This window comes from Nocardia inohanensis NBRC 100128 (assembly GCF_001612945.1).
In the GTDB taxonomy this organism is placed as follows: Bacteria; Actinomycetota; Actinomycetes; order Mycobacteriales; family Mycobacteriaceae; genus Nocardia; species Nocardia inohanensis.
This window is the reverse complement of sequence record NZ_BDBK01000019.1, coordinates 50309-72152: the sequence shown is the minus strand read 5'-3', so window position 1 is coordinate 72152 and position 21844 is coordinate 50309. Positions and strand designations below refer to the sequence as shown.

The following is a 21844-nucleotide window of genomic DNA, read 5'->3' as shown; positions in this document are numbered from 1 at the left end:
GACCGGCGGCAGCCCCCGGCGCGCGCTCGCGTGGGCCCGCTCCGCTCATCGCCATGGGAACGAGAGCCGCCGCGGGCGCAGGTCGCGCTCGACCAACCGGGCGACGCTGCGCCCGCTCGCACCCGACACGCCGCCGCCCGGATGCGTGGACGCCCCGGTCAGATACAGCCCGGGTGCGCCCGGGACCCGGTGCCCGGCCATTTCCGGCAGCGGCCGCCACATGAACATCTGGTCGATGGACATCTCGACGTGCATGACGTTGCCGCCGATCAATCCCATCTCCCGCTCCAGATCGGCCGGTGTCTGCACGAAGCGTTCGAGCACGGAATCGGCGAATCCCGGTGCGTGCGCGTCGACTTCGGCAACGATTCGATCACCTTCTCGCTCGGCATGGGCAACCCATGAGCTACCGTCCGCCAGCTGGTACGGATGCCACTGCGCCCACAGCGAGAGCTGGTGCTGTCCGGCGGGCGCGATACTCGGATCCAGCGCACTGAAACTCATCGCCAGCACCACCGGGCGCGGCGGCAGATCACCCGCCATGGCAGCACCGTGCGCTCGCCGCAACTGCCGGCGGTCGGTCACCAGCAGCTGTAATCCGTGCGCCGACTCCTCGGCTTTCGCGCCCGGGTACTCCGGCAGCGCACTGGTCGCCGCCCGCACCACCATCCCGATCCCGGGCCCGACCCGGATCCGCCGCCGCCAGTCCGCGATCGTTCCCGCGTCGAATCCGCCCTGCTCCAGCAGTTCCAGCGTGGTGAGAATGTGACTGCCCGCGATCACGGTGTCCGCCCGCAGGTTCCGGCCGCCCGCGGTGCGGACCAGCCAGCCGTCTCCATCCCGCGTGACGGAAGTAACCGCGTCACCGGGGCTTACGATCCCGCCATCACTCCGCAACCGCGCCACCAGCGCTTCGCTCAACGCGCCACTTCCGCCCACGGCCCGCCCCGGCGGCAGGGTGTGCATGAGCGCGGCGAACCCGACCATGGGCGCGGAACCCGGCTCCGACATGGGTGGCCCGGATTGCGCGCCGAACCAGGCCAGCGCCGCCTTCAACCGCTCACTGTCGAAAAGGCTGTCCAGCAGCGCATCCCCGGTCTGCATCATCTCCCGCGAGAGCGCGTTCCCGTCGGCCCGCCCGGTCGCCCCGGCGGCTTCGCGAGCATCCATCCCCCAGAACGACTTCAGCAGGTTCCCGCCGGTCGGCGCGGCCCCGAACGCCCGCATGACCCGTGCGCTCCGCTCACCCCAGACCCGTACGAAACGCCGGTACGCCGCGGCATCCCGCTCCCCGCAGGCAGCGGCGATGGACGCACAGGTCCGGTCCAGGTCCCGGTGGAACACGATCGGCGGCGCATCCGTACCGGGCGGCGCGGGTGCGAACGCCCAAGGATCACAATCGATATAACGCAGCCCGAACCGCGCGAGCTCCAGCTCCTCGATGATCCCGGTATGCCGCACCATGATGTGCGCCGACGACCCGCGATCCACCCGATGCCCCGGAAACCGCTCGACGGTCGACACCGCCCCGCCGAGCACCGTATCCCGCTCCAGCACCTCGACCCGATGCCCCGCGCGCGCGAGATAACAAGCCGCGACCAGCGCATTGTGCCCCGATCCGATGATCACCACGCTCACGCGGCGACCCCGCCACGCCCGATCAGCGCCACCCGCAGTCCCTTTCGTTCACAGCGGCAATTGCCGGCCCAGCACCGCGAAGCGGCGGGTATCTCCGGAGAAGATGAAATGGCGCACGATATCGCCGAAGCCCTGGCGGCGGTACAACTTCCAGGCGCGATTGGCCTCCTGGTCCACCTCGGGGGTGGAGAGCAGCACCATGCGTTCGGGGCGGTTCTGGAGCAGCCGGGTGAGCAGGATCTCGCCGATGCCGCGGCCCTGGGCGCTGGGGTGCACGTGCAGTTCGGTGAGCTCGAAGTAATTCGAAAGCAGGTCGCGCGCAGCGTGTTCCGGCCATCCGGTGCGCCGCATGCCGCTGTAGACCTGCTGATGCCACCACTGGTGCGCGGCGCCGTGGTACCCGTACGCGATCGCCACGATGGGGGCGGTGCGCAGGTCGAGGCGGCCGTCGTCGTCGGGGAGCAGCGCGGCCACGGCCTGCCAGCCGGGGCGGGTGGTGTGCTCGGTCCACATGGGTGCGCGCTGGTGTTCGGTGCCGCGCGGGTAATCCATGGCCGCGACGTAGACCGACAGGGCGTCATGCAGCCGGGCGCGCAGGGTCGCGGCCGAGAGATCGACGACGACGGGTGCGGGCGTGGTGTTCGGAGTGACTGCGGTCATCGGTTGGGCGCGGCTCTCGTTCGCGGCGGGCGGATGGATCCGACAGTAGCCCGGATGCGGACCGTGGAACTTGTCGGTGGGTCTCTCTATATTCAATCCCAAGTGAAACCTTCGAATGCTTGTTCGATCTTCGTCGCCGGAAATGCGGAAACGGGACCAGGTTCCCGGAATCCACCGGAATACGGACGAGGGCCGGATCGGTAGACGAGCGGGGAGGTACCCGATGACCGGCAAAACTGAACGCCCGGCGCATACCGGCCGGGCCGGAGAGCTGTTGCGCAAGGCCGACAACCTGCTCATGCAGTCGGCGGGGGAGAAGGATCCGGCCGAACGCTTCCGCACCACGTATCTGGCCGCGCTGCGCGGCGCGGGCGCGGTGCTCGCCCTGACCGGTGCGGATCGCGCGCCCCGGGCTCGATCCCGCAACGCCTGGGTGCTGATGCAGCGTGCCGCACCGGAATTCACCATGTGGGCGGATTACTTCACCGGGCAGTCCGAGACCCGTGCCGCACTGGAGGCGGGTTTGCCCAGGCCGATCGATGATCGACGCGCCGACGAGTTCGCTTCGCGGGTAGGAGCATTCCTGCATGACGTCGAAGATCTGCTGGCTACGGCGGCCCGGCAACGTCCCAGCACCGGCTGGGTTGCCGGAATGCTGGCCTGAGTATCGGCGAGTAGGTGGTAGCGCTCTGATCGAACTCGTATTATTGGTGACAGACAGCCGCCAAGGTCGGCTATCCGTCGCCTACCCGGAGGCGACAGCCACTACCTAGTGCCGGGGGAGGTACCGTGCCACTCTCCGAGCACGAGCAGCGCATGCTCGAACAGATCGAGAGCGCGCTCTATGCTGAGGATCCGAAGTTCGCCTCGACCGTTCGGGGTGGACGGTTACGTTCTGCCACCGGTCGGCGCAGACTCCAAGCGGCGGCTTTGTTCGCCCTCGGGCTGTTCCTGTTGGTGGCGGGCATTGCCGCTCCGTTCAAGCCGGGCGGTTTCCCGATCATCAGTTTGATCGGTTTCGTTGTCATGTTCGGCGCGGGAGTGCTGTTGCTGATCGGTGGCCCCCGGATGTCTTCCGGTGGCGGCCGCGGCACGGACGCCGCTTCGGGCGCGAGCGGCGGTCCCGGCGCTCCGCGTTCCAAGCCGAAGAAGCAGGGCGGCTTCTCCTCCCGTATGGAGGATCGTTTCCGCCGCAGATTCGAACAAGACAACTGAACCGGTCGGTCGTGCAGCCCTTTTCGGGGCGTCGCACGGGCCAGGGTTGCTCCACTAACTGAATACATCGCGACACGCCGTGACGCCACACCGATTTCGGGTGTGGCGTTACGGCGTTTCTAGTAGGTCGGCCGGCGGCGTGTCGCGATCTTCCACGCCTCCCCACCACCCCCCACTGCCGTCCCCCACCGCGCCCCACGGCCGCCGGATATGCGCGCTATCTGCGGGTTTGCTGGCGGTTCCCCGAACCCCGCCGACGCGCGTCGCGCGTGTCGGGGGAACTGCGGCGAAAGTTCCCCACCCTTGTGATAGCTGGTGTGACCTGCGAAGTTCGCCAAGCGGGGACCGAGATCACCGCCGCTTTCGATTGAAAGTGGGGGAAAGTGGGGTAATGTGGAGCGCGCACTACAGGAGGCCGAACAGTCGAGAGGGTGATCCGGTAGGAGGTGGCGAGGCTTGTTTCTCGGTACCTATACCCCTCGGTTGGACGACAAAGGGCGACTGACGTTGCCTGCGAAGTTTCGCGACGAGCTGGCGGGAGGGTTGATGGTCACGAAGGGACAGGACCATAGCCTTGCCGTTTACCCGAAGGACGAGTTCACCGCCTTGGCGCGGCGAGCGGCCGCGGCGTCGAGAAGTAATCCGCAGGCCCGCGCGTTCGTCCGGAACTTAGCGGCCTCCACCGACGAGCAGCGTCCCGATGCTCAAGGCCGTATCACGTTGTCGATCGAGCACCGCCGCTACGCCAACCTCACCAAGGATTGCGTGGTCATCGGCTCGGTCGACTTCCTCGAAATATGGGACAAGACGGCGTGGGATTCCTACCTCGCCGAGCACGAGGAGGACTACTCGCAAGCCAGAGACGAGTCGCTGGGCGGGATCTTCTAGCCCGCAGCGAGGCGAGTGCCCTGCGGCCTCTGCCCGACACCGACCCTGACGTACTTCCCCAACGCCAGGTGCGGTGCTTCGGTCAGAGACCACGGGGCATTCGCAACCGCAGAGTCAGAATCGCAAGCGACCCGCTACAGCGGCCGTGCGACGTACGTGAGGCAGGAAATCCGGGAGGTCGAGGTGCACCGAAGCAGTGACGGTCCCCGCCATGTTCCGGTTCTCCTCCATCGCGCCGACGAAATCCTCGGTCCCGCACTGGAATCCGTCGACGGCGCGGTCTATGTGGACTGCACGCTCGGGCTCGGCGGGCATGCCGAGTATTTCTTGCGGACCTATCCCAACATCCGTCTGGTCGGACTCGATCGCGACACCAATGCGCTGAAGCTGGCGGGTGAGCGACTACAACCGTTCGCGGACCGGATCACCCTGGTGCACACCACCTATGACGGCATCGCCGGCGCGCTGGAACAGGCCGGGCTCTCCGCCAAGGGTTCGGTGCGCGGCATTCTGATGGATCTCGGCGTCTCCTCCATGCAGCTCGACGAGGCCGATCGCGGTTTCGCCTACTCCATCGACGCGCCCCTGGACATGCGCATGGACGCCACCACCGGTCCCACCGCCGCCGATGTCCTCAATACCTACAGCCACGGTGACCTCGCCCGGGTGCTGAAAATCTATGGCGAGGAACGCTTCGCGGGCAAGATCGCCTCCGAGGTGCTGCGCCGCCGCCAGCGCACGCCCTTCACCACCAGCGCGCAGTTGGTGGAGCTGCTCTACGACACCATCCCGGCCGCCGCCCGCCGTACCGGCGGTCACCCGGCCAAGCGCACCTTCCAGGCGCTGCGGGTCGAGGTGAACCGGGAGCTGGAATCGCTCGAGGCGGCCATGCCGGCGGCGCTGGACGCGCTCGCGCCCGGCGGCCGCATCGTGATCATGAGCTATCAGTCCCTCGAGGACCGGGTGGTCAAGACGGAGCTGGCCAAGCGTTCGGTCTCGCGCACCCCGCTGGACCTGCCCGTCGAATTGCCCGGCATGGGACCGGAATTCAAGATCCTGACCCGGGGCGCCGAGAAGGCCACCGAACAGGAGATCGAGGAGAACCCGCGGGCCGCTCCGGTGCGCATGCGGGCCGCCGAACGAATCGCAGGGGAGGACGCGCAGTGAGGTTGCGGACGCGAATTCGTTTGCGGGAGGGCATATCCCCCCGTCGTTCCGGTGCAGTGCGGGCCGGAACCGTCCATGCCAGGGGGAGTGGGGGCGTAGCCCACACGAGGATCGGGGCCGCCCTATGACTATGCAGAAGCAGGCGGCGGGCCGGGGGGCTCGCCGGGTGCAGGCGGCGGACCGGGTGAAATCCGGTGCGGCGCAGCGGGCTTACGCCAAGCGCAAGAACCGGGCGGGCCGGACCGAACTGCCGACCGTGCTGCGGCGGTCCGGGGATCCGCTGCCGCGCGGGCGCATGTACTTCGTGGCCACCATTATCGCGCTGCTGGGCTGCGGCCTGGCCACCACGCTGCTGCTCACCACCCGCGCCACCGAGGACAGCTATCAGCTGGGCGCCGCGCGCCGGCACAATACCCAGCTCTCCGATGAGAAGGCCGCGCTCCAGCGCGAGGTCGAGGCCGCCGACTCGGCGCCCGAATTGGCCCAGCGCGCCGCGGAATTGGGGATGATCCCGGCCAAGGATCCCGCCCGCCTGGTGATCGGCCCGGACGGCCAGGTCACCGTGGTCGGCAATCCGACTCCCGCACAGGGCTCCCCGGCCGCGCCGTTGAACACCACCCCCTCCGCGCCTTCGGCGCAGCCGCCGAAGCTGGTGCAGGCGCAGGGTGAACGCCTGGTGCCGGTGACCACCATCCCGAACGCGCCTGCCACCCAGTCGAATCCGGCCGCGCCGCAGAACCTCGCCGCGCCGCAGAACCCGGCCCCGCAGAATCTGGGCGGCCAGCAGAATCCCGCCGCGCAGAACCCCGGCGGCCAGAACCCGGGCACTCAGCCCGCCGCGCAACAGAACGCCGGTCAGCAGAACCCCGGCGGCCAGAACGCTGGGCAGCAGAACGCGGCCGGTCAGAACCCCGGCCAGAACACCGGTGGGCAGAACGCGGGGGCGCAGAATCCCGCGGTTCAGGCCGCGCCGGGGGCGGCTCGGTGAGCCCTTCCCGCGCCGCGCGCGGGCGTGACTCCGGCCGAACGGATTCCGGCCGGGTGCGGGCCGCCGCCGGGCGTAGCCGGGCCGCGACCGGCCGGGCGAGTTCGGGGCCGGGCCGGCAGTCCAGACCACGGCCCACTCCGGGGATGGACGGTTCGACGCGGTTCCGGTTCGGGGTGGGCCGGGTGGTCATGCTGGTCGCCCTGCTGGTGGCGGCCATCCAATTGCTGTGGGTGCAGAGCTTTTCCGCGCCGAAGCTGTCGGCGGAGGCGGCCAGCCAGCGCACCGTGCGCCTGCCGGATCCGGCGGCGCGCGGCACCATCACCGACCGCAACGGTAAATCGCTGGCCTACACCATCTCCGCGAAGGCGCTGACCTTCCAGCCGGTGAAGGTGCGCAAGGATCTGGCCGACGCGCACGACAAGCGCCCCGCCGCACCGGAACCGGACGCGCGATTGCAGGCCATCGCCAAGTACATTCACGAGAAGCTGGGCACCGCCGCACCCGAGAAGGATGTCCTGGGCAAGCTGCGCAGCGACGAGCCCTTCGTCTACCTGGTACGGAACGTGGATCCGCGGGTGGCCTCCGATATCAGCCTGCAATTCCCGGAGGTCGGTTCGGACCCACAGGAATTGCGCGAGTATCCCGGTGGTTCGCTGGCCGCCAATATGATCGGCGCGACCGGCTGGGACGGGCACGGGCAGATCGGCCTGGAATCCTCGATGGACGCCATCCTGGCCGGTTCCGACGGTTCCATGACCTACGACCGCGGCTCCGACGGCGCGGTCATCCCGGGTTCCTGGCGGGACCGGCAGCCGGCGGTGAACGGCAACGGCGTCGAGCTGACCATCGACTCGGATTTGCAGTACTACGTGCAGCAGCAGGTACAGCAGGCCAAGGAGCTCTCCGGCGCGCAGGCCGCCTCGGCGGTGGTGCTGGACGCGCACACCGGTCAGGTGCTGGCCATGGCCAACGACTCCACCTTCAATCCGCAACTGGGGCCGCAGTATTGGTCGCAATCGGATCTGGGCAACCCGTCGGTGCAGGAGGTGTACGAGCCCGGTTCGGTGAACAAGATCGTCACCGCGGCCGCCGCGATCGAGTACGGGCTCACCAATCCCGATGAGGTGCTTCAGGTTCCGGGCGCCATCTCGCTCGGCGGCGTCACCGTGCACGACGCCTGGGAGCACGGTGTCGCGCCGTACACCACCACCGGCGTCTTCGGTAAGTCCTCCAATGTGGGCACCCTGATGCTGGCCCAGCGGGTCGGTGAGGACCGCTACTTCGACATGCTCAAGAAGTTCGGACTGGGCCAGCGCACCGGTGTCGGCCTGCCCGGCGAGAGCGCGGGCGTGGTGCCCTCGCGGGACCAGTGGTCGGGCTCCACCTTCGCGAACCTGCCCATCGGCCAGGGTCTTTCGATGACCACGCTCCAGATGACCGCCATGTATCAGGCCATCGCCAACGACGGGGTGCGGATTCCGCCGCGCATCGTCAAGGCCAAGGTCGCCCCGGACGGCACCCGCACCGAGGAGGAGCAGCCCGAGGGCGTGAAGGTGGTCAGCGCGCAGACCGCGGCCACGCTGCGGCAGATGTTCCAGTCGGTGGTGCAGAAGGATCCGCGCGGCGTGCAGCAGGGCACCGGCGGTTCGGCGGCCATCGAGGGGTACCAGGTGGCTGGAAAGACCGGTACGGCGCAGCAGATCGACCCGAAATGCCGTTGCTACTCCAGCGATCGCTATTGGATCACCTTCGCCGGGATGGCGCCCGCCGACAATCCGCGCTACGTGGTCGGCATGATGCTGGACGCGCCGGTGCGCAGCTCCGACGGCAGCGGTGGCGGGTCGGCCGCGCCCCTGTTCCACAGCATCGCCTCCTGGGCCTTGCAGCGGGACCGGGTGCCGCCGTCGCCGCCCGCGAAACAGCTGGTTCTCCAGGCGAGTTAGAGCAGGTAGGCGATGAATGTGACCCCCGCCGCGACCGCCGTGGGAAGGGGCGGGTGACCGAACTGCGCCGTGCCGTCTGCGCGGCGATCGAACACAGGTAACCTGACTCGTCGATCCGAGTCCCAATACTCGGAATCGGCATAAGACCACCATCCCGGAGAGGAGCTTCGTGCCCGCGCAGTCGCCGCCCCGCGGAGATTCGGCAGAGTCGCCCCGCGGAAACTCGAGCGAGCCGCAGGTGCTCCGGCCCGCCACCCCGCAGCTGACCGGCTTGCGTACGGTGGCCGAGCTGACCGGAGCCCGTCTCGTATCGCCGCAGGTGACCGCTTGGCAGGAGGTGCGGGTCAGCGGGATCGAGCAGCGCTCCAACGCGGTCCGCGCCGGTGACCTGTTCGCCGGATTGGCGGGGGCGAAGGCGCACGGCGCTCGGTTCGCGCACGATGCGGTGGCGCGCGGCGCGGTCGCGGTGTTCACCGATCCGGCCGGGGCCGAGCTGATCGGCGAGATCGCGGTGCCGGTGCTGGTGCACGATGCTCCGCGCGCGGTGCTCGGCGAGTTGTCTTCGGCGCTTTACGGTGATCCCTCTCGCAAACTGCGCATCGTGGGCATCACCGGCACCTCGGGCAAGACCACCACCTCGTATCTGGTGGAGGCCGGGCTGGCCGCCGCCGGCCTGCGCACCGCCTTGATCGGCACCATCGAAACCCGCATCGGCGGGGTGCGGGTGCCCTCGGCGCTGACCACCCCCGAAGCCCCGCAACTGCACGCCATGTTCGCGCTCATGGTCGAGCAGGGCGTGGACGCCGTGGTCATGGAGGTCTCCAGCCACGCCCTCGCGCTGGGCCGGGTCGACGGCGTGCGCTTCGCGGTCGGTGCGTTCACCAACCTCTCCCAGGATCACCTCGACTTCCACTCCGATTTCGAGGACTACTTCGCCGCCAAGCGCCGCCTGTTCATCCCCGATGGCCCGGACAGCGCCGCGACGCCCCGCCCGTCGGTGGCCGCGCGCACCTCGGTCATCTGCGTCGACGATCAGTGGGGCCGCCGCCTCGCCGATGAGATCGCCGACGGCCTCGCCACCCGCCCCCGTCATTCCGGCGTGCTGTTGGCCGGAATCCACACGGCGGCAGTGGATCCCGGCCAACAGCACGCCGGGATGACGAGTGGCGGCGATGCCACGACGGCGGCCGGGGGTGCTGACGGCGACGCACAGGCGCGTATCGTGACCGTCGCGACTCGTGCTGGCGCGCAAGCGGATTGGACCGTCACGGCGTCGTCGGAGGGCCCGGCGGGTACGCAGGAGTTCACCGCGGCGGGTCCGGACGGCAATGTGGATGTGCGGCTGCGGCTTCCGGGGGCGTACAACATCGCCAACGGCCTGCTGGCGGTCGCTGTGTGCGCCGCCGCGGGCGTGGACGAGACTTCCGCTGCGGCGGCGCTGGGCGCGGTGGACGTGCCCGGCCGCATGCAGCGGGTGGACCAGGGACAGGATTTTCTGGCCGTGGTGGATTACGCGCACAAGCCGGCGGCGATCGAATCGGTCGTGGCCACGCTGCGTGCGTTGCTGACGGAAAAAGGGGAGGGAAGGTTGGCGGTGGTGGTCGGCGCGGGCGGCGACCGCGATGCCGGGAAGCGTCCTTTGATGGGCGCGGCCGCGGCGCGCGGAGCGGACCTGCTGATCATCACCGACGACAATCCGCGCAGCGAGGATCCGGCGAGCATTCGCGCCGCGGTCCGCTCCGGGGCAGTGGAGCTCCCGGAGGGCGAGCGCGGCGAGGTCCGGGAAGTCGGGGACCGGGCCGCCGCGATCGACACCGCCGTCGACTGGGCGCGCCCCGGTGACGTGGTGCTGGTCGCGGGCAAGGGACATGAGACAGGGCAGGAGATTTCAGGCGTGAAGTATCCGTTCGACGACCGCGAGGTGCTCGTGGCAGCCCTGTCGCGAAAGACGAGGGACCTGACGCATTCATGATCGAGATGACTCTGCGGGAGCTCGCGGAGGTCGTGGGCGGCACGCTGCACGACGTCCCCGACCCCGAGGCGAAGGTCACCGGCCAGGCCGAATTCGATTCGCGCCGTGTGGGTTCCGGTGACCTGTTCCTGGCTTTGCCGGGTGAACGCGTCGACGGCCACGAATTCGCGGCCCAGGCGATCGAACAGGGTGCGGTGGCGGTGCTCGCGGCGCGCCCGGTGGGTGTGCCCGCCGTCGTGGTGACGCCGCGCCCGCACGCGAGCCGCGCCATCGCATTGGCGGCCGATACCGATGGTTCCGGGGCCGCGGTCCTGGAAGCCCTCGCCAAACTGGCCCGCGCCAGCGTGGACCGCCTGGTGGCGAACGGCCTGACCGTGGTCGGCGTGACCGGTTCCTCCGGTAAGACCTCCACCAAGGACCTGCTCGCGGCTGTACTGGCCCCGCTGGGACCCGTGGTGGCCCCGCCGGGCTCGTTCAACAACGAGCTGGGCCATCCGTGGACCGCATTGCGCGCCGATGCCGAGACCAAGTTCCTGGTCCTCGAACTGTCGGCCCGCGCGCCCGGAAACATCAAGGCGCTCACCGAGATCGCACCCCCGCAGGCGGGCGTGGTGCTGAACGTGGGCACCGCGCACCTGGGCGAGTTCGGCAGCCAGCAGGTCATCGCGCAGACCAAAGGTGAACTGGTGGAAGCCCTTCCGGCCGCTGGCCTGGCGGTGCTGAACCTCGACGATCACCTGGTCGCGAAGATGGCCGAGCGCACGAAGGCCCGCGTGGTCACCGTCGGCCTGAACTCCGGCGCCGACATCCACGCCACCGATGTGGTCCTCGACGAGCAGGCCCGCGCGCGATTCACCCTGCACGCCAACGGCGAATCCATCGCCGTCGAACTGGCCGTGCACGGCGAACACCAGGTCGGCAATGCGCTCTCCGCCGCCGCGGTCGCCATCGACCAGGGTGCGAGCCTCGCCACCGTCGCCGCGGCGCTGGCCGGTGCCAAGCCGGTCTCGGCCCGCCGCATGGACGTGCGGACCCGCGCCGACGGCGTCACCGTCGTCAACGACTCCTACAACGCCAACCCGGACTCCGTCCGCGCCGCCCTCAAGGCCCTGGTCACCATGTCCAAGGCCGGCGCCGAACCGCGCCGCAGCTGGGCCGTGCTCGGCGAAATGGGTGAGCTGGGCGACGAATCCGTCATCGAACACGACAAGATCGGCCGCCTGGCGGTCCGCCTGGATGTCGATCGCGTGGTCGTGGTCGGCGCCGGCCGCCCCGTGCGCGCCCTCTTCCAAGGCACCGTGCAGGAAGGCTCGTGGGGTGACGAAGCCGTCCACGTGCCGGATATCGCGTCCGCCATCGAACTGCTCGACGAAGAACTCGAACCCGGTGACGTGGTGCTGGTGAAAGCCTCCAAGTCCGTTGGACTGTGGGCGGTTGCCGAACATCTGACCGGTGCGGAGCAGGAGGCCGCCCGATGACCCAGATTCTGCTCTCGGCCGCGATCGCGCTGGCCGTCTCGATTCTCTTGACGCCCGCCGTCATCAGCTACTTCGCCAAACAGGGCTTCGGCCAGGAGATCCGGGTCGACGGCCCGGAGAGCCACAAGGCCAAGCGCGGCACCCCGACCATGGGCGGCGTCGCCATCCTGGCCGGTATGTGGGCGGGTTACCTGGGCTCGCACCTGATCTCGATGAGCTACGGCGAACCCGGCCCCTCGGCCTCGGGTCTGCTGGTGATGGGCCTGGCCACCGCGCTGGGCGGCGTCGGCTTCCTGGACGACATGATCAAGCTGCGCAAGCAGCGCAATCTGGGCCTGACCGCCGCCGGTAAGTACATCGGCCAGCTGGGTTCGGCGATCATCTTCGGTGTGCTGGCCTTGCAGTTCCGCAATGCCGACGGGCTCACCCCCGCCAGCCGCAAGCTGTCCTACGCCCGCGATATCACCACCCTGTCCATGGGCGTGATCATCTTCCTGCTGTTCGTGTCGCTGGTGGTGGTGGCCTGGTCCAACGCCGTCAACCTCACCGACGGATTGGACGGTCTCGCAGCCGGTTCCATGAGCCTGGTGCTCGGCGCGTACATGATCATCACGTTCTGGCAGTGGCGTAACGCCTGCTCGACCCACGTGGCCGGCGGCTGCTACAACGTGCGCGATCCCCTGGACCTGGCGCTGGTGTGCGCCGCGGGCGGCGCCGCGTGTATCGGCTTCCTATGGTGGAACGCCGCCCCCGCCAAGATCTTCATGGGCGATACCGGTTCGCTGGCGCTGGGCGGTCTCCTTGCCGGCCTGTCCATCACCACCCGCACCGAACTGCTCATGATCGTGATCGGCGCGCTGTTCGTGGCCGAGGCCGCGTCGGTGATCCTCCAGGTAGCGGTCTTCCGCACCACCCGGAATCGATTGTTCAAGATGGCCCCCTTCCATCACCACTTCGAATTAAGTGGCTGGGCGGAAACCACGGTGATCATCAGGTTCTGGTTGCTGGCCGGTATGGCATCGGCGATCGGCCTGGGCCTGTTCTACAGCGAATACCTCTCAGCGGTCGGGTGATAGGACGATGGTCGAACATGCTCCGCGGGTCCTGCGTTCGCCGGGACCCATGCTCGAATTCCTGCGTGGTCGTGACGTTCTGGTGGCGGGCTGGGGCGTCTCCGGACGCTCGCTGATCGAACCGCTCCAGGACATCGGCGCGCGCCCGGTGGTCACCGACGGCGGCGGCAAGGCTCTCGCCGAAGCCGCCGAACTCGGGCTGGCCACCGCCACCGCGCAAGACCTCCTCGAACCCGATGCGCTGCAACGCTTCGCGCTGGTCATCACCAGCCCCGGCTGGCGGCCCGACTCCCCGGTGCTGGTCTCGGCAGTCACCGAGGGCATCCCGGTCTGGGGTGACGTGGAGTTCGCGTGGTGGGTGGATCAGGCGCGCATCTACGGGCCGGTCCGCAAATGGCTGGTGATCACCGGCACCAACGGCAAGACCACCACCACCCAGATGACGCACTCGATTCTGCGGGCCGCCGGGATTCCCAGCGTGGCCTGCGGCAATATCGGGCTGCCCATCCTGGACGCGCTGCGCCGCAACCCGGGACCGCAGGTGCTGGCCGTGGAACTCTCCTCGTTCCAGCTGCACTGGGCTCCGTCGGTGCGTCCCGAAGCGGGCGTGGTGCTGAATGTGGCCGAGGATCACCTGGATTGGCACGGCGGCCTCGACGCCTACGCCGCCGCCAAAGCGCGGGCGCTGACCGGCCGCGTCGGCGTGGTCGGCCTCGACGATCAGGTCGCCGCCGCGCTGGCCCGGAAGTCCAAGGCGCGCCGCACCGTCGGCTTCCGCATCGGCGTGCCCGCCGACGGTGAGCTGGGCGTGGTCGACGGCAAGCTTCTCGATCGTGCGTTCACCAAGGCCGCCATCCTCGCCGAGACCAGCGATATCAGCCCGCAGGGCCCCGCCGGCGTGGCCGATGCCCTGGCCGCCGCGGCGCTCACCCGATCCATCGATGTGGCACCGCAGTTCGTGAAGGAAGGTCTGCAAGAGCACAAGGTCGGCCCGCATCGCGCCGCCTTCGTGCGCGAGCTGTCCGGCGTCGAATTCGTCGACGACTCCAAGGCCACCAACCCGCATGCCGCCCGCTCCTCCATCCTGGCGCACCAATCGGTGATCTGGGTGGCGGGCGGACAGCTCAAGGGCGCGGGCGTGGAAGACCTCGTCGAAGAGGTGCGCGAACATCTCGTGGCCGCCGTGCTGTTCGGGGTCGACGCCGCGGTGATCGCCGCCGCACTCGCGCGACACGCACCGGATGTCCCCGTCGTTCAGCTGAATTCGGGGGACGATGCTCGAATGGGTGATCCATTCACCGAAGTCGAACCCGAAGCGGTGATGGCCCGCGCCGTGCGCGTGGCCGCGGGATACGCCACCCGCGGCGACACCGTGCTGCTGGCTCCGGCCGCGGCCTCGTTGGACATGTTCGCCGACTACACGCACCGCGGCCGCAGCTTCGCGGCGGCGGTGCAGGCCCTGGACGAGAAGGACATCGGGAGATCGCAATGACCGCATCACGGCACGCCGGGAGTTCCACGCCGCGGCGTGCCGTGAAAGCGGCCTCGGGCGGACCGGCGCGCCGGACCGGGATGAGCTGGTTCGGGGCCTGGCTGGCCCGCCCGCTCGCCTCCTTCCACTTGGTGGTGGCGATCGCGGTGCTGCTCACCGTGCTCGGACTGGTCATGGTGCTCTCCGCCTCCAGCGTCGAATCGTATGCCGGTGGCGGATCGGCGTATTCGCTGTTCCTCGCGCAGGCCATGATGGCGATGTTCGGCGCGGTGCTGTTCTACATCGCGCTGCGGATCCCGCTGCGGGTGATGCGGCGGCTGTCGTTCCCGGTATTCGCGCTGTCGGTGGTGGCGCTGGTACTGGTGCTGATCCCCGGCATCGGCTCCGAGGTGCAGGGTTCACGGCGCTGGTTCGACTTCGGCGTGGTCTCGGTGCAGCCGTCCGAGATCGTGAAGATCACCCTGGTGGTGTGGGGCTCGCATCTGCTGGCCTCCCGGCAGAGCGAAAAGGCCGGGTACAAGGAAATTCTCATGCCGCTGGTGCCCGCGGGCCTGCTGGTGTGTTTCCTGGTCGTGCTCGAACCCAACCTGTCCACCACCATCGCCCTCGGCATCGTGCTCTCCTCGCTGCTGTGGTTCGGCGGGCTGCCGCTGCGCATGTTCGTCACCATCGCCGCCTCGGGCGCGGTGGCGGCGGGCATCCTGGCGCTGTCGGCCGGCTACCGCTCCGACCGCATGCGCGCTTTCTTCAACCCCGGCGAGGATCCGCAGGGCATCGGTTACCAGTCCCGGCAGGCGCTGTATTCGCTTGCCGACGGCGGCATCTGGGGACGCGGGCTCGGGCAGTCGCGAGCCAAGTGGAGCTATTTGCCCAATGCCCACAACGATTTCATCTTCGCGATCATCGGCGAAGAACTCGGCTTCCTCGGATGCGCCTTGGTGCTGGGCCTTTTCGCGCTCTTCGTCTACACCGGCCTGCGCATCGCCACCCGCTCGGTGGACCCGTTCCTGCGGTTGCTGACCGCCTCGGCGACGACCTGGATCACCGGCCAGGCGCTGATCAATGTCGGCTACGTCGTCGGTTTGCTGCCGGTCACCGGCCTCCAGCTGCCGCTGGTCTCCGCGGGCGGTTCCTCGCTCGCCATCACCCTGCTCATGTTCGGCATCATCGCCAATGCCGCCCGCCACGAACCCGAGGCGGTGGCGGCCCTGCACGCCGGACAGGACGGGCGGGTCAGCCGCCTGCTCCGACTACCCAAACCCGAAATGTATTCGCCCGCACGAGCACAAGCCTCCCGCGCCCGCGCCAAGGCGAAGGCCAAGCCCAAAGTGAAGCCCGCCCCGCAACGGAAGGCACTGCCGCCCAAGGGCCGCGGCCGGGGTGCGCCGGACAACCAGGGCCGCCGATCGATAGATTCGGACTCGGCCCGGCGCTCCAGCCGCTCCACCGAATCGTGGCGCAGCACCCGGGCCTGGGAACCCAGCTATCCGATCAATCACGCTAGAGAACGGGGTAATTCGAGGTGACGGCGGCAAGCCTCCCGGCACACACGACGCGGCCACTGTCGGTGATCGTGGCCGGTGGGGGCAGCGCGGGCCATATCGAGCCCGCCCTCGCGGTGGCCGACGCGCTCCGCCGCCGGGACCCGTCGATCCGGGTGACCGCGCTCGGCACCCGCCGCGGCCTCGAAACCACCCTCGTCCCCGAACGCGGCTATCCGCTCGAGCTCATCCCCCCGGTTCCCTTGCCCCGCAAGCTCACCGCCGACCTGCTCCGCCTGCCCGGTCGCGTCCGCGCGTCGGTCCGCCGCACCCGCGAGGTCATGGACGCCGTAGACGCGGACGTGGTGATCGGCTTCGGCGGCTACGTCTCGCTACCCGCCTACCTGGCCGCCGGATCCGGCCTACGCCGCGCCCGAAAACAGGTGCCGGTAGTCCTGCACGAGGCCAATGCCATGGCGGGGATCGCCAACCGGATCGGCGCACGGCTCGCCGCCCGCGTTTTGGCCGCCGGACCCGGTTCCGGCGTCCGTTCACCCGGCCGCGCCGAAGCCGAAATCATCGGCATCCCCGTGCGTTCCGCCATCACCACCCTCGACCGCGCCGCCCTGCGCGCCGAAGCCCGCGCCCACTTCGGCCTCCCCGCCGACGGCCCGGTGCTGCTGGTCTTCGGCGGTTCGCAAGGCGCGCGCAGCATCAACGACGCCGTTTCGGGCGCTGCGCCGCACCTGGCCGCCGCCGGAATCTCGGTGTTGCACGCCCACGGCCCCAAGCACACCCTCACCTTCGACGGTGGCAGCGCCGCTGCTCGTCATCCCGGCATGGGTTCAGCCTGGATCCAGGAGAACCGTGTGGATTCCGGCCGAAAGCATGCCGGAATGACGGTGGGTGGTGGTGCCGCAACGGCACAGGTCGTCGCGGATAACGCCATCGGGGGAGACGGTGTGGCGCGTGCGAAATACGTTGCCGTGCCCTACCTTTCCCGTATGGACCTGGCCTACGCCGCCGCCGACGCGGTGGTCTGCCGCTCCGGCGCGACGACCGTCGCCGAGGTGTCGGCCGTCGGCCTGCCCGCGTTCTACGTCCCGCTCCCGCACGGCAATGGCGAGCAGGAATTCAACGCCCGTCCGGTGCTGGCCGCCGGCGGTGGCAGAATCGTCGCGGACGCGGAGCTGACTCCGAAATACGTGATCGACGAGGTGATACCGCTGCTCTCGGATTCCGACCTGCTGACAACCATGGGCCGCGCGGCCGCCGACGCGGGTCACCGCGACGCCGCCGACGCGGTGGCGCGAATCGTTTTGGAGGTGGCAGGCCGATGACCGATGCGGCGGATATCGAACAGCAGACCGATCTGCCGGAGCTCTTGCAGCGGGTGCACATGATCGGGATCGGCGGTGCGGGCATGTCCGGCATCGCGCGAATCCTGTTGTCGCGCGGCGGCCTGGTCTCCGGGTCGGATGCCAAGGAGAGCCGGGGCGTGCTGGCCCTGCGGGCGCGCGGGGCGCAGGTGCGGATCGGGCACGACGGGAGCGCGCTGGATCTGCTGCCGGGCGGGCCGACCGCGGTGGTGACCACGTACGCGGCCATTCCCAAGACGAATCCCGAACTGGTCGAGGCGCACAAGCGCGGGCTGCCGGTGCTTTTGCGCCCGGCGGTGCTGGCCGAACTCATGCAGGGGCACAAGACGCTGCTGGTGTCGGGCACGCACGGCAAGACTTCGACCACTTCGATGCTGGTGGTGTCGTTGCAGCACTGCGGGCTCGACCCCTCCTTCGCGGTGGGCGGCGAGCTCAACGAGGCGGGCACCAACGCCCATCACGGCACCGGCGGGATCTTCGTGGCCGAGGCCGACGAGAGCGACGGGTCGCTGTTGCAGTACGCGCCGAATGTGGCCGTGGTGACCAATATCGAATCCGATCACCTGGACTACTTCGGCACCGACGAGGCGTACGTCCAGGTCTTCGACGATTTCGTGGATCGTCTGGAGCCGGGCGGCAAGCTGGTGGTGTGCCTGGACGATCCGGGTTCGCTGGGGCTGGCGCAGCGCTCGGTGGCCCGGCTGGCCGACGACCCGCGCGGTATCGAGGTGATCGGTTACGGCTCCGGCGATTTCGCCGATTCCGGTGTACCGGTCGGCGCGCGGCTGCTGTCCTTCGAACCCCGTGACGTCGGCGGCAATGCCGTCTTCCAGCTCTCCGACGAGCCCGCACCGCGCAGCCTGCGACTGTCGGTACCCGGCCGGCACATGGCGCTCAATGCCCTCGCGGCGCTGCTGGCCGCCCGCGCCGCCGGCGCCGACATGGCCGAAATCATCCAGGGCCTGGAGGGTTTCGGCGGTGTGCACCGCCGCTTCCAGCTCACCGGCCGGGAGAACGGCGTGCGCGTCTTCGACGATTACGCCCACCATCCGACCGAGGTGCGCGCGGTGCTCTCGGCCGCCGCCGAACTGGTCGCCCAGGAGGCCCGCGACGGCGCGCGTTCGCGGCCGGGCCGGGTGATCGTGGTCTTCCAGCCGCACTTGTACAGCCGCACCGCCACTTTCGCGACCGAGTTCGGCGCGGCCCTGTCGCTCGCGGACGAGGTCGTGGTGCTCGACGTGTACGGCGCACGCGAAGAGCCGCTGCCGGGAGTGAACGGCGCGCTGGTGGCCAATGCGGTCACCAAACCCGTGCACTACCAGCCGGATATGTCGCGGGTCGGCAAACAGGTCGGTTCGCTGGCCCGGCCCGGTGATGTGGTTATCACCATGGGCGCGGGCGATGTGACCATGCTGGGCAGCCAGATTCTCGATGGGCTGCGGGCGCGCACCTCACACGGGCGGTGAGCGATGAGCTCGGGTGGGGGAGTGGACGGCGAATCCGGCGACCGATACGAGGACGATTGGGACGAAACGGATTCCGAGGCCGAGGTTCCGGAATCCGCTGACCGTCGCGGGTCCACCGGCCGCGCGGGGCGCAAGCGATCCGGCGGCACCGGCGCGGAGGCCGCCGGAGATGCGGCCGCCGCGGCGCGCCGGGCCCGGCTGCGGCGCGGTCGTGCGGCGCGAGAGTCGCGGCTCGGCAATGCCTTACGGTCCGGCCGGGTCCGCATCGGCATCGCGGTGGGTTTCGTGCTGGTGATCGCACTCGGACTGGTCGCCTGGTTCACGCCGGTGATCTCGGTCAGCACGGTGCGCGTGACCGGCCTGTCCAGCGTGCCGGAACAGGAAGTACTGGACGCCCTTCAAGTTCCGGAGGGCCTGTCCATGCTGCGCCTGGACACCAACGCCATGGCCGAACGCGTCGCGGGCCTGCCCAAGGTCCGATCCGCGCGCGTGCAGCGGGTCTTCCCCTCCAGGGTCGAAGTGACGGTGGACGAACGGCTCCCGGTGGCCTATTTCGACAGCCCCGACGGCACCCACCTGCTCGATCGCGACAGCGTGGAATTCGCCATCGAACCCCCGTCGCCGAGCCTGCCCAAACTGGTCACTGACCATCCCGGCGGCGCCGACCCGGTGACCAAGGCGGCCGTGACCGTGATCGCCGCCGCCCCACCGGATCTGCGCGTCCAGGTGGAGAAGATCGTGGCGCGCTCGGTCTCCGATATTGCTCTCGAGTTGCGCGATGGCCGTACCGTGCTGTGGGGTGGGGTAGCCGACTCCGCGCGCAAGGCGGCGGTGGTGATGCCGGTGCTCACCCAGGACGGCAAGGTGTTCGACATTTCGAGTCCGAATCTGGTCACGGTAAAGTGAGCGATACCCATTGGGCCGCCGGAATATTCGGCGGCTTGCCGGAAAGTCACCGTCGGTTCCGATCTCGGCACCGGAGGGCAACCGTCCAAGATACGATGCGCAAGTGGGCCGGACGAGCCGAATCACACAAGATTCTGGTACTACGTTCGGCGCGCCTGCGCCCGTAACGCGGTGGCTGCGAATACCGTTCGGCACCAGTCGGATACTTGACATAACGCTGAACCTATGGTTGAGGGTTTATCGGACCGAGACCGAACCGGTTCCGGTAGTGCCGAGTTTCCGAAGACGACACAAGCTTTTTGGATCGAAGGAAGGCGAACGCTCATGACGCCCCCGCACAACTACCTTGCTGTGATCAAGGTCGTCGGTATCGGCGGCGGCGGCGTGAACGCCGTCAACCGAATGATCGAACAGGGACTCAAGGGAGTCGAGTTCATCGCGGTCAATACCGACGCGCAGGCGCTGCTGATGTCCGATGCGGACGTCAAGCTCGATGTCGGCCGCGAGCTGACCCGCGGCCTCGGCGCCGGCGCCGACCCCGAGGTGGGCCGCAAGGCCGCCGAGGACCACAAGGACGAGATCGAAGAGGTGCTCAAGGGCGCCGACATGGTCTTCGTGACCGCCGGTGAGGGCGGTGGCACCGGCACCGGTGGCGCGCCGGTCGTCGCCAGCATCGCCCGCAAGCTCGGCGCGCTCACCATCGGTGTTGTCACCCGGCCGTTCTCGTTCGAGGGCAAGCGCCGCAGCAACCAGGCCGAGGCCGGCATCCAGGGCCTGCGCGAGTCCTGCGACACCCTCATCGTCATCCCCAACGACCGCCTGCTCCAACTGGGCGACGCGGCCGTCTCGCTGATGGACGCCTTCCGCTCCGCCGACGAGGTGCTGCTCAACGGTGTTCAGGGCATCACCGACCTGATCACCACCCCCGGCCTGATCAACGTCGACTTCGCGGACGTCAAGTCCGTCATGTCCGGCGCGGGCAGCGCGCTGATGGGCATCGGCTCCGCCCGCGGCGACGGCCGATCGGTGAAAGCCGCCGAAGCCGCGATCAATTCGCCCCTGCTGGAAGCATCGATGGACGGCGCGCACGGCGTGCTGCTGTCCATCGCCGGCGGTTCCGACCTCGGCCTCTTCGAGATCAACGAAGCCGCCTCCCTGGTCCAGGAAGCCGCCCACATCGAGGCCAACATCATCTTCGGTACGGTCATCGACGACTCCCTCGGCGACGAAGTCCGAGTCACCGTGATCGCCGCCGGTTTCGACGGCAGCGGCCCCGCCCGTCGCATCGAACCCGCGGTCGGCCGCCTCCCGACCTCTTCCATCGGCACCGCCCGCGCGACCGCCGGCGAGGTCACCCGCCCCGCCCCCGAATACACCCCCCGCACCCCGGAACCGGCCCCCCGCGCCCCCGAGCCCGCCCCGGCCCCGGTCTCCCGCATCCCGGCCCCGTCCTACGAACCGGCCCGCCCGGTCGAGCCCACGGTGCAGCACAACTCCCGCGAGCACATCCAGCCCTCCGACGATGACGACGAGGTGGACGTCCCGCCCTTCATGCGCCGCTGATCCGGCGTACGAACCCCCGCCGCGCCCGCTCCGATACCCGGAGCGGGCGCGGCGTCGTATCCCCCTGCGGTACCACTAGATTGGCGGGCGTGCAGGACGAAGAGATCGAAATCGCCGGTCGCCGAATCGGAATCGAACGCGGCCCCGCCATCGGCCAGCTCCGCATCCTCATCGACGGCGCCCCACTCCCGATGACCTATGAGCACCTCCGCGACTGGACCGGCAGCTCCGGCCGCTCGACCGTCACCGTGCTGCGCCCCGCCGCCCCCGCCGAATGGATCGATACCGGCATGCGGCTACCGCACCCGTTCCGATTCGGCCCCGACAAATTCCACGACCGCGGCCTGCACGACGGCCGCTACCGCGTCTCGGTCACCCTGGAACACCACCTCGCCGAGGGCCTCGGCACCGTGGTCTCCGATTCCCGCTGGCTCTACCTGTCATTCCCCGCAGACCTGGCCGCCGTGGACGTGCGGGTGACCGAGTACGTCGACACTTCCGCCTGATTCGTCACACCCCGTTCGCCCGATCGGAG

Annotated in this window: 18 protein-coding genes; 16 read left to right on the top strand and 2 right to left on the bottom strand. The window is 69.2% G+C overall.

Features of this window, described 5'->3' with window-relative positions:
* Window positions 1-45: 45 nt before the first annotated feature.
* Together NI1_RS34810 and NI1_RS34805 are read right to left on the bottom strand one after the other, a co-directional pair.
* Complete coding sequence (locus tag NI1_RS34810; RefSeq protein ID WP_067830073.1) at window positions 46-1638, bottom strand: phytoene desaturase family protein; 1593 nt, start codon at window positions 1636-1638, stop codon at window positions 46-48.
* 48 nt (window positions 1639-1686) lie between these two features.
* Complete coding sequence (locus tag NI1_RS34805) at window positions 1687-2298, bottom strand: GNAT family N-acetyltransferase (RefSeq protein ID WP_067830403.1); 612 nt, start codon at window positions 2296-2298, stop codon at window positions 1687-1689.
* A 223-nt stretch (window positions 2299-2521) separates the two neighbouring features.
* On the opposite strand from NI1_RS34805, the gene NI1_RS34800 reads away from it, so the two are divergent.
* The 16 genes from NI1_RS34800 (at window position 2522) to NI1_RS34725 (ending at window position 21815) form a co-directional block, all read left to right on the top strand.
* Complete coding sequence (locus NI1_RS34800; RefSeq protein ID WP_067830070.1) at window positions 2522-2962, top strand: SAV_6107 family HEPN domain-containing protein; 441 nt, start codon at window positions 2522-2524, stop codon at window positions 2960-2962.
* A 125-nt stretch (window positions 2963-3087) separates the two neighbouring features.
* Window positions 3088-3513, top strand: a complete 426-nt coding sequence (locus tag NI1_RS34795) for an SCO2097 family morphological protein (RefSeq protein ID WP_067830066.1) — start codon at window positions 3088-3090, stop codon at window positions 3511-3513.
* A 456-nt stretch (window positions 3514-3969) separates the two neighbouring features.
* Window positions 3970-4401, top strand: coding sequence for a division/cell wall cluster transcriptional repressor MraZ (gene mraZ / locus NI1_RS34790; RefSeq protein ID WP_067830064.1), 432 nt, complete (start codon window positions 3970-3972; stop codon window positions 4399-4401).
* A gap of 168 nt (window positions 4402-4569) precedes the next feature.
* Window positions 4570-5568, top strand: coding sequence for a 16S rRNA (cytosine(1402)-N(4))-methyltransferase RsmH (gene rsmH / locus NI1_RS34785; RefSeq protein ID WP_369690164.1), 999 nt, complete (start codon window positions 4570-4572; stop codon window positions 5566-5568).
* A gap of 124 nt (window positions 5569-5692) precedes the next feature.
* Window positions 5693-6556: a cell division protein FtsL gene (gene ftsL, locus NI1_RS34780; protein WP_245663558.1), complete on the top strand. Its 864-nt coding sequence runs from the start codon at window positions 5693-5695 to the stop codon at window positions 6554-6556.
* Between the two features lie 143 nt (window positions 6557-6699).
* On the top strand, window positions 6700-8499 hold the full coding sequence (locus NI1_RS34775) for a peptidoglycan D,D-transpeptidase FtsI family protein (protein WP_067830058.1): 1800 nt from the start codon (window positions 6700-6702) through the stop codon (window positions 8497-8499).
* A 169-nt stretch (window positions 8500-8668) separates the two neighbouring features.
* Window positions 8669-10471 carry a Mur ligase family protein gene (locus tag NI1_RS34770; RefSeq protein WP_067830056.1) on the top strand — a complete coding sequence of 601 codons (1803 nt, stop codon included), beginning with the start codon at window positions 8669-8671 and terminating at the stop codon, window positions 10469-10471.
* Complete coding sequence (locus tag NI1_RS34765; RefSeq protein ID WP_067830053.1) at window positions 10468-11949, top strand: UDP-N-acetylmuramoyl-tripeptide--D-alanyl-D-alanine ligase; 1482 nt, start codon at window positions 10468-10470, stop codon at window positions 11947-11949. The genes NI1_RS34770 and NI1_RS34765 overlap by 4 nt, the downstream gene beginning before the upstream one ends.
* Window positions 11946-13022 (top strand): phospho-N-acetylmuramoyl-pentapeptide-transferase, encoded by a 1077-nt coding sequence (gene mraY / locus NI1_RS34760; RefSeq protein ID WP_067717361.1) that lies wholly within the window; start codon window positions 11946-11948, stop codon window positions 13020-13022. Before NI1_RS34765 ends, mraY begins: the two co-directional genes overlap by 4 nt.
* A gap of 49 nt (window positions 13023-13071) precedes the next feature.
* Window positions 13072-14514, top strand: a complete 1443-nt coding sequence (gene murD, locus NI1_RS34755; protein WP_067830050.1) for a UDP-N-acetylmuramoyl-L-alanine--D-glutamate ligase — start codon at window positions 13072-13074, stop codon at window positions 14512-14514.
* A gap of 80 nt (window positions 14515-14594) precedes the next feature.
* Window positions 14595-16040: a putative lipid II flippase FtsW gene (gene ftsW / locus NI1_RS34750; protein ID WP_067830397.1), complete on the top strand. Its 1446-nt coding sequence runs from the start codon at window positions 14595-14597 to the stop codon at window positions 16038-16040.
* The gene (locus NI1_RS34745) at window positions 16037-17335 is read left to right on the top strand and encodes a UDP-N-acetylglucosamine--N-acetylmuramyl-(pentapeptide) pyrophosphoryl-undecaprenol N-acetylglucosamine transferase (RefSeq protein ID WP_245663556.1); all 1299 of its coding nucleotides are present in this window, start codon (window positions 16037-16039) and stop codon (window positions 17333-17335) included. The genes ftsW and NI1_RS34745 overlap by 4 nt, the downstream gene beginning before the upstream one ends.
* Window positions 17332-18840 (top strand): UDP-N-acetylmuramate--L-alanine ligase, encoded by a 1509-nt coding sequence (gene murC, locus NI1_RS34740; RefSeq protein ID WP_067830047.1) that lies wholly within the window; start codon window positions 17332-17334, stop codon window positions 18838-18840. Before NI1_RS34745 ends, murC begins: the two co-directional genes overlap by 4 nt.
* Before the next feature lie 3 nt (window positions 18841-18843).
* Window positions 18844-19746 (top strand): cell division protein FtsQ/DivIB, encoded by a 903-nt coding sequence (locus NI1_RS34735; RefSeq protein ID WP_084524193.1) that lies wholly within the window; start codon window positions 18844-18846, stop codon window positions 19744-19746.
* A 324-nt stretch (window positions 19747-20070) separates the two neighbouring features.
* Window positions 20071-21309: a cell division protein FtsZ gene (gene ftsZ / locus NI1_RS34730; protein ID WP_067830044.1), complete on the top strand. Its 1239-nt coding sequence runs from the start codon at window positions 20071-20073 to the stop codon at window positions 21307-21309.
* An 89-nt stretch (window positions 21310-21398) separates the two neighbouring features.
* A complete protein-coding gene (locus NI1_RS34725) occupies window positions 21399-21815 on the top strand; it encodes a hypothetical protein (RefSeq protein ID WP_157535503.1) in 417 nt (138 codons plus the stop codon).
* Window positions 21816-21844 lie beyond the last annotated feature (29 nt).